Source organism: Corallococcus sp. AS-1-12, assembly GCF_020036995.1.
Taxonomy (GTDB): Bacteria; Myxococcota; Myxococcia; order Myxococcales; family Myxococcaceae; genus Corallococcus.
Map to the genome: position 1 here is coordinate 43,863 of NZ_JAIQDD010000044.1, position 8,225 is coordinate 52,087.

General features: G+C 63.6%; 9 protein-coding genes. 3 read left to right on the plus strand and 6 right to left on the minus strand.

The window, feature by feature from the left end:
- Nucleotides 1-8 precede the first annotated feature (8 nt).
- The gene (locus tag K8556_RS37025; RefSeq protein ID WP_223744850.1) at nucleotides 9-1,292 is read left to right on the plus strand and encodes a hypothetical protein; all 1,284 of its coding nucleotides are present in this window, start codon (nucleotides 9-11) and stop codon (nucleotides 1,290-1,292) included.
- Nucleotides 1,293-1,300: 8 nt separating this feature from the next.
- Here the strand turns inward: K8556_RS37025 and K8556_RS37030 are convergent, their stop codons facing one another.
- Nucleotides 1,301-2,218 (minus strand): LysR family transcriptional regulator, encoded by a 918-nt coding sequence (locus tag K8556_RS37030; RefSeq protein WP_223744851.1) that lies wholly within the window; start codon nucleotides 2,216-2,218, stop codon nucleotides 1,301-1,303.
- A gap of 67 nt (nucleotides 2,219-2,285) precedes the next feature.
- Here K8556_RS37030 and K8556_RS37035 point away from each other — a divergent pair, with 67 nt between their 5' ends.
- Entirely contained in the window at nucleotides 2,286-3,239 is a 954-nt protein-coding gene (locus tag K8556_RS37035; protein ID WP_223744852.1) for an NAD(P)-dependent alcohol dehydrogenase, read from the plus strand.
- A 44-nt stretch (nucleotides 3,240-3,283) separates the two neighbouring features.
- A complete protein-coding gene (locus K8556_RS37040; RefSeq protein WP_223744853.1) occupies nucleotides 3,284-3,421 on the plus strand; it encodes a hypothetical protein in 138 nt (45 codons plus the stop codon).
- 109 nt (nucleotides 3,422-3,530) lie between these two features.
- Here the strand turns inward: K8556_RS37040 and K8556_RS37045 are convergent, their stop codons facing one another.
- From K8556_RS37045 to K8556_RS39330, 5 genes are all read right to left on the minus strand, one after another.
- A complete protein-coding gene (locus K8556_RS37045) occupies nucleotides 3,531-4,691 on the minus strand; it encodes an IS4 family transposase (RefSeq protein WP_223744854.1) in 1,161 nt (386 codons plus the stop codon).
- Nucleotides 4,692-5,000: 309 nt separating this feature from the next.
- Nucleotides 5,001-5,654: a CYTH domain-containing protein gene (locus K8556_RS37050; RefSeq protein WP_223744855.1), complete on the minus strand. Its 654-nt coding sequence runs from the start codon at nucleotides 5,652-5,654 to the stop codon at nucleotides 5,001-5,003.
- A complete protein-coding gene (locus tag K8556_RS37055; protein WP_223744856.1) occupies nucleotides 5,638-7,206 on the minus strand; it encodes an HD domain-containing protein in 1,569 nt (522 codons plus the stop codon). The genes K8556_RS37050 and K8556_RS37055 overlap by 17 nt, the downstream gene beginning before the upstream one ends.
- 515 nt (nucleotides 7,207-7,721) lie before the next feature.
- Entirely contained in the window at nucleotides 7,722-7,880 is a 159-nt protein-coding gene (locus tag K8556_RS37060; RefSeq protein ID WP_223744857.1) for a type II toxin-antitoxin system Phd/YefM family antitoxin, read from the minus strand.
- 135 nt (nucleotides 7,881-8,015) lie between these two features.
- Nucleotides 8,016-8,138 (minus strand): hypothetical protein, encoded by a 123-nt coding sequence (locus K8556_RS39330; protein ID WP_255653176.1) that lies wholly within the window; start codon nucleotides 8,136-8,138, stop codon nucleotides 8,016-8,018.
- Nucleotides 8,139-8,225: the final 87 nt, after the last annotated feature.

The window sequence follows — 8,225 nt, forward strand, 5'->3', positions numbered from 1 at the left end:
CTGGCGATGTGACCGCCAGTGCGGAAGCCCAGGACACCCCGGTCCCCGCGCCGGCCCCTCGGACGGCTGCTCCCTCGCCTGGGACCCAGGCTCCCACGCAGGCCCCCGCGGCGGAGGCGCCCAGGCCCGCGGCCCCGGCGGCCAGCCCCTGGTCCCTCACGCAGGGCGGTCCGCAGGACGACACGGGCGCGGGGCTGGCGGTGGGGAAGGGCGGAGATGTGCTGTGGGTGACGTCCGGCACGCCGCGCTCGGATGAGGACCGGGAGCAGGTGGACGGCGAGCGGCTGGTGCTGACGCTGTCGCGCTACTCGGCGGACGGGACGAAGCAGTGGGCGAAGGAGTTCGAGCGCAACCGCCTGTCGGACCTGCGCGTGGCGGGCTCCACGGGAAGCGACGGCGCGGTATTCCTGTCCGGCAACGCGTTCCTGTACTCGGCGGACTTCGGGCTGGGCGAGGCGCAGGACGGCTTCCTGGTGAAGTTCACGCAGGCCGGTGAGCCCGAGTGGCAGCGCCGCGTGGGCCAGAAGGTCTACGCGGTGGCGGCGGACGCGGCGGGCGGCGTCGTGGCCCTGGGCGAGGAGTGGACGCCGGAGGCCCACACGCCCCAACTGGTGCGCTACGCGGCGGACGGCACGGTGGCCTGGACGAAGACGTTCAACGGCGCGAAGGAGGGCACGCTCCTGTCCGCGGTGGCGCTGTCGGCGGCGGGTGCGCCGGTGGTGGCCGGGCGGCTGGTGGGCCCGGTGACGGTGGACGGGCGCACGTTCGACGCGCAGGGCACGGGCGGCTTCGTGGTGCTGGCGTTCGGCGCGGACGGAGCGCTGGCGTGGGGCCGCGAGGTGCCGGGCGTGAACGGGCGCGTGGGCTCCGTGTCGGTGGGCACGGACGGCACGGTGGCCGTGGCCGGCGAGGCGGTGGGCCTGCTGGTGTGGAACGGCGTGGCGCTGGATGAGGGCGGTCCGTTCGTGCTGACGGCGACGGCGGACGGTCAGGAGCGCTGGGTGAAGCAGCCCACGTGCGGCGCGACGTCCGTGGGCACGGTGGCGGCGGTGGAGCCTGCGGGCCCGGTGGCCACGGCGTGCGGCGACACGCTCACGCGCTACGCGGCGGACGGCGCGCTGCTGGGCACGCAGTCGCTGGCGCCGGAGTCGTGCGAGAGCGGCACGTGCTCGCTGGCGACGACCACGCTGGTGGCGGCGCCGGAGTCCGGGCTGGTGGTGTCCGGCTGGCAGCGCGACGGCGCGGGCGACACCTGGAACCAGGATGCGTTCCTGCGGCTCGTGACGCCCTGAACCTGGGGCTACCCGGTCGTCAGGCCCGCGGCTCGTACCGCCTCTTGTACGAGCCCGCGGACCCAGGCGTGCTTCGGGTCGCCCTCGTTCCCCAGGTGCCAGGCCAGGAGCATCTCGATGGGGGGCAGCGGGACAGGCAGTGGCCGAAGCGCGAGCCCGAGCGCCTTCGCGTGCGCGGCTGCGAAGCTGCGCGGAAGGACCGCGAGCCGGTCCGAGCCCAGGACGAGCGGCAGTGCCAGGGAGAACGTGGTCACCACGCGCGTCACTCGACGCGGGAACCCCTCCTTCTCCAGGAGCGCGTCGATGCCGCCGCGGCGCGACTGCGCGAGGGGGGCCACCAGGACGTGCTCCCACTCGGTGAACCTCTTCAGGGACATGCGCCCGGTGGCGAGCGGATGCGCCCCGTGCATGACGCAGACGAAGTCGTCGACGAACAGGCGCTGTGAGCGCAGGTCCCGCTCCTTCGCGACCTCCGGGACGATGGCGATCCCGCCGTGCTCCCGCAGGAACGTCCCCAGGTCCGGCGTCTGGGTCCGGAGCGTGAGCAGGGCCCCGGGAGCCCGCGCCCCGAGGAGCCGGTCGAGCGTCGGCAGGAGCAGCTCCGCGACACGGTCCGACGTCGTCACGTAGAGGTCCCAGGTCGCGGTCGCCGGGTCGAAGGGGCGCCCCTGGTCGAACAGCCGCCCGGCCGCGAGCATCACCTCCTTGGCCGGAGCGCGAAGCGCCTCGGCCCGCTGCGTTCGCACGAGCGACCTTCCGTTGCGGACCAGGAGCGGGTCGTCGAAGTCGACGCGCAGCCGGTGCAGGGCGTTGCTCGCCGCAGCGGGCGTGATTCCCAGCTTCTTCGCGGCGCGCGTGACGTGCGCCTCTTCGAGCAGGTGGTGGAGCGCGCGCACGTGGTTCAGGTCGAAGGCCGAGAGTTTCACGGCGTGAACAATAGGCCTTCCAACCATCAAGTTCCGCGAATTCATGCCGCCCCGTACCTTGAGGCCCATGAACGCACTCACCTACAGCCGCTTCGGCGGTCCCGAAGTCCTGATGCACACCGAGCAGCCGGCGCCCCGCGTCCGCGCTCACCACCTGCTCATCCGCGTCCGAGCCGTCTCGGTGAATCCCATCGACGGGAAGATCCGGCGTGGCGCGCTGAAGTTGCTCAGCGGTTCCCGCTTCCCGAAGTCGCCGGGCTCGGACTTCGCCGGTGTCGTCGAGGAGGTGGGGCCGGGCATCGAGGGCTTCTCCGTCGGAGACCGCGTGTTCGGCTTCCCCGGAAGCATGCGGGAGGGAACGCTCGCCGGGCTCATCACGGTCGCGGCGAACGCCGTCGCCAGGATTCCGTCAGGGCTCGATGACGTCGGAGCCGCGGCGGTCTCGATGGTGGGGCTCGCGGCGCTCCAGGCGGTGCGTGACGTCGCGCGCGTCGCTCCCAGCGAGCGCGTCCTCGTCAACGGCGCGACGGGCGGGGTGGGGCTCATGTTGATTCAGCTCGCCCGGTCGCGGGGCGCGCACGTCACCGCCGTCACGTCCGCAGCAGGTCTGGAAACGGCGCGGAAGTACGGTGCGCAGGAGGTCCACGACTATCGCGCCCGGCCGCTCTCGATGCTCGGTGAGCGCTTCGACGTCGTCTTCGACCTGAGCACGAAGCTGTCCTCCTCGGAGGCGCGGGGCCTCCTGACTCCTCGCGGCCGGCACGTGGGGTTCGAGCCGTCCCCCGCGTCGCTCCTCGCCTCCGTCCTGCTCGGCCCGTTCCGTCGCCAGAAGCAGCTGCTGCTCGTCACGAAGCCGTCCGCCAGGGACCTCGCGGAGCTCGCGGAGGAGCTCCAGACCCGGGAGCTCCTCCCGCCTCCCGTGGAGGTGTTCGAGCTGTCCGACGCCCGAGCCGCGTTCGAGCGGTCCGAGCGAGGGGGCGTCATCGGCAAGGTCGTCATCCGGGCGGTCCCTTCGCCCTGAAAACCACGCTGCCTCTCAATTACGCCCGCCGCCCGGGAGTCCCGGTGGAGCTCCACGTCTACCCCGGGGCCATCCACGGCTTCGACGCCATCCCGAACGCCTGGATGACCACGAGCTTCAATCGCGAGCTGACCGACGCGCTCACCCGGGCGCTCCGTGCGCCGACCGAGTTGGCGGCGTGAGCCCTATCACCTTGACGCGGATGCGGGTGCGTTCATCACCCATGCCGCAGACGAAATCGCCCTGCGGAGGAGGGAGCGTGCTGCGAGCTGAGGCATCCCCTCATTTGAATCAGATGAGTCCGAAGGCTTCACGGAACACAGAGTGCTCGCGTACCAACTGGCCAAACCGCTCCACCAGCGGGAGTAGACGCGCATCGCTCATGCGCGGCATGGCCATGAAGTAGTAGGCGCCTTGAGTGAAGAGCGAGTGAGTCCGCTTCTTCACGGTGTTCACCTTCAAGTGCTTGTCGTAGCCGAGCGCTTCGCCCGCGGCGCCCAGCAGCGTCAGCAGTACCTGGGCCAGGGCGGAGACGAGCAGCAGTCGGTCTCTGCGGTCCGGTGTCTTCACTCGCACCTGCTTGAGGCCCATGCCGAACTTGAGGTCCTTCACATCTCGAAAGGTTTCCTCGATGGTGAAGCGGCGAGCGTAGGCGTCCATCACTTCCTGGGCTACGGCCTCGTTGAAGCTGGTGGCCAGGCACCAGGAATCCTTCATTCCCTTGCGTTTCACACACACCACCGCTCCGACTTGGGCCCCTGCCGCGGTGACGCGCGCGCCCCGGAGTACCTTCGCCCGGCCGCCCTCTGGCACCCCCTCAGCTGCAGGCTTCGTCTCCCCTTGCTCGGAGGTAACGAGCACGTCCGAGCGAAAGCGCACCACGTACTCGAAGTCGAGCTGCTTCAAGAGCGCGTAGAACTTCGCATCCGCGAAGCCCCGGTCTGCGAGCACTGTCACCTGCACCTGGGAGGGAATCAACTCCCGCAGCCGTTGAAGAACCAGGTCCTCGGTGAGCTGCCGGTTGCCCGCGGAGGCCGATTTCACCAGCGTCGTCCATAGCAGGGGCGTCGCGCGTCCATGGCGGGTGACGAGGCTTGCCACCAGGGCCTCTTGGTCGTCCTTCTCGAAGTCCGTCCAGTCCAGTGCGATGACGGCCTCCGTACGCTCCGCCAGCACGAACGGCACCCAGGCGCCGAAGAGCTTCCAGACCTCAATGCCCCCATTGGACAAGAGCCGGTCCACCTGCTTCACCGCGTGCTTGGAGGTGACGTCCTCGCCCCTCGCCCACGCCATGGCCTTGCCAATCGCCGCGATAGACAAGCTCGTCGCCTGCACCGCGCCCAGCGTCGCGTGCGAGAGGGACAGGATGCGTTTGACGTGCAGGTCGTCCTCGAACACCTCCGTCAAGAACGCCCGCACCTGCTCTTCGTCGATGGCCACCTTGCGCGTCATGGTGGCTCGACTCTCTGCCCAAACGCCAGTGCTCCCGCACGCAGCTGCCGAGCGACCGACTGCTGATCAACTTGCTAGATGAGGGGATCATTCAGTGCTGCGAGGGCAACACCTGGAACCAGGATGCGTTTCCACGGCTCGTGACGCTGTGATTCACTACGGGCATCGGGGCTGCGTTACCACGCGAGCTTGATGCCTCCGGTGTCCTGCGCCCAGTTGGGGATGGAGCACCCTCTTGCTGCAACCGCAGACCAATTGCCTAATCGAGCACGGGTCTGCGGCTGCTGGTGAGGCAAAAGCCATTCGAAGCTATGCCAATGAACGATTGGGCATACACCAACTAATGGGCTTTTGGGTATTGCTTAAGGCGCGTTGAAAACGCTCAAACTTACTGACTGTGGATGGGCGGGCACTGGGCGCCTGATTGACTACGAGATGCGCCAAGCGTCTTTGGAGGGCGAGATCGTCATTCTCAATCTCCACTTCGTAGAAATCATTGCCGTCGGGCAGCCGAACCCAGTCTACCTCGATGCATCCGACATTGGTGAGTTCGATAACATGCCGTGTGTTGCGCATGTATCCAACCCGGTTAAGGAATGGGATGTTTAACCCAAGGAGTTCATCCCTGAAGCTCGGAGCTAGGTGACTCCTGACATCTAGATTTCTTGGAGGGCTGGCAACGTGGCCGAGCGGTGTTATGGCTTGACGTGCAGGAGTTTCGAGTTCCCTGCTTGTTCGCTGGCCATTGCGAGTGCTCAAAGGAATTTTAAGTGTGGCCACCGCCGGCTTGCCCAGTGCGAGCCTGATTCGAAAGGTTGCGCTTGCGGCTGCTAGGAGCCAATTGAAGTCGTAGTAGATGTTGAGCTGTTCGGTGGTTTTCTTTACTTGGTTGCCGCTCAGCAAACGATTGAAGTCGATTCGACTTATTTCCAGTTTCGTTTCGATCTCAAGCTTGCTCTGCATTTTCTGCCTCGCCAGGAGTGGATAGGTCTTTTCTGAGGGCTGCTCGAATACTCTTGGCTTTGCTGGAATCCGCTGTTTGAACGTATATGCGGCGGATGTGTTCCTCTTCTTTTCCTTCTTTTTCTTCTTCTGGCGTTATGGTCTTGCTTAGTGTTGCTATGATTCGGGAATACGACTCCCATTTAGCAGCTTGATCTGCAGAGTAAATGCCGGTGGAGTCTTGATTTAGAATTACTGCTCCGCTGTTGAGGTCTTTTGCGGCTGCTGCCTTGATTTTGTCTAAATGGAACGTTACGTCGGGGAACGTGGCCTTGAGTTTCTGCAGGATAGATTCTTGAGTTGATGCGTCAAGATTTCTGTTGTCCTGGGAGTCTGCCACGCGCTTCCAAAGCTGACGGTCATGGATCTGCTGCGCGATCTCGTTGATAGCCGGGCTGTCAACTTTTTTATGGCCCCCTTGGCCTCTGAGGATGTCAAGAAAAATGTCGTCGCCTAGATTTACGTAGTCCCTGATGAGATCGTTAAGGCTGTTTTCGGAGATAATGTTGTGCGTAGTGGAGCCTGCCAATGCTGAAATATGCTGTAGCATTGACTCTATTGCTCTGTTGGTCTTGTGGTAGTAGACCTGCACGAATAGTTCGTATCTTGCTTGGATGAAGTTCTCCACGGCGCGAAAGCCACTGGATTTTAGGCCAAGCCTGTATTGCCCATTGCTTGCTTTGTAGCAGAGCATCGTCTTGAGGAGCCGATTCCTGTCGAACAGGCCATAGGAGACACCGCAGGAGCGGCTATCTCGTTCAAGATAGTCCATTCGATCCGCGTCGGCAGGTGCTGATGCAACAAGATCATGGATGAGCGGAACCCATGGCGCAAGACCGCTGCCGACAAAGCCAAATGCAGTTTCGCCTAGTATTGCCGCGGTGATGGCTTTCGGGGTTTCAAGATCGTGCGCGTCGATTTTTTGCCATATGTGTGCAAAAAATACGCACGACATTATCTCGTGCGGTGCGCGAATGTGGTTGTTTTTCGCGGCATAAGCCCGAAAAGTGTCTTCAAAATCTGAGAGAGCGGGAAGTTGTCCGCCATGAAGCATTTTCAGGACAGCGTCGAGGCTTGGCGCAAACCGATCGAAAGTATGTGAAAAGGGGCCATGACCCAAGTCATGGACAAGGGCAGCAAGTCTTGTTACGCGGAAGAGTTCTTTGAGTGTGGCTCTAGGAACAGTGTTCAAGTCGATGGCTTGGCCAGGAGTGGCATTGGCGGCATCGGTGATTCTTTGTTTTGATGTTGAAGAAATGGAATTGAATAGCAGGCTGCGGAGCATTGAGTCCGCTACGAAGAGTACCCCAAGGCTATGTTCGAAACGCGTATGGGTTGCTGAGGGGAAGACGAAATGCAGGAGGCCGTTTTGTTTTATTTTGCGAAGCCGCTGGTAGACCGGATCGTTGATTACCTTTGTTTCATTCTCTGTAAATCTGATGAGTCCGTGGATGGGGTCGAGAATGGATTTTGTTAGATCTAGGAGGTGCGGAGTGCTGTCTTGATCTTGCATTTGGGGCTGCCTTTGCCGAGGTTGCGGGTCTTACTGTAAGCCATGATAGCGCCTAGGGGCTGGAAAGAAATGTTGCGGTTGGAGTCATTATCTGCTTGTTGAAAGAGGTCGGTGTGCCAGATCGCGAACTCATGCGCGTGCGAGTGCAGTTGCTGGCGCTAGTGATCGGCCTGGTTGGGTTTGACTGAGCAGGAAGAGTCACTTGCCACGCTGCGCCACGTGAATGCTAGAAAGTCCACTGTGCGCTATGGTGGTGGTAGGTGTGGGCTGTGCGGCGCGGCAATAGTTAAGCGTGTGCTTAATAGTGAAAGTTGAGCCCTTGTGATCAGTACTTTGCTATCGCGGATCAACGCATGTGGGCGAGCGGGCGCGCTCACTCAATGTCAGTCCAATGGATGGCCCAGGGCCGAGCACTGAAGTCGTTGGCTGGGATTCTCTTCGAGGCCCTCCAGGTCACCCACGATGCGCAGGGAGCCTCGAAGCTTCGACTTCCGTTTCCGGGCAGGGCGCACCTTTCACTCTGCTTCCAGCAGGGCCTCCAATCGCGAGGGGGCGATGAGGAACGCCTTCAATTCATCGTGCACCGTGATGGCGGTGAGATGCCGCTGGGTGGCGGCCTGCTGCACGAGCGCGCTGAGATGGCTGCGCGCTTCGCTGAGCGGGATGCGCTGCATGGGCAGGGGCCACGTGGGCGGTGAGGCGGCGGCGCGACGCGCGGTCGCGGGACGAGGTGGTGTCCGCCGTCGATGTTTGCTGGCCATGGTGTACGGATAATAGGCACAGGTCCGACACACCCTCGGGCCCGACCGTCAGGCCGCTGCGCCGGTGTTCAGCTTGAGGTCCTGGTTCAGACCCGCGTCCTTGCGCACGCGCCAGATGTACTGGTCCAGGAAGTAGTGGTGCAGCGCGAAGCCCCAGATGAAGCCTTCCATCAAATCTCTCACAGCGTAGCTCAGTGGGGCTGAGCAACTGGGTAGCCGCAGTGAGAGAACCAGCCTGCGGCGTCCCTGGGCGTGAGT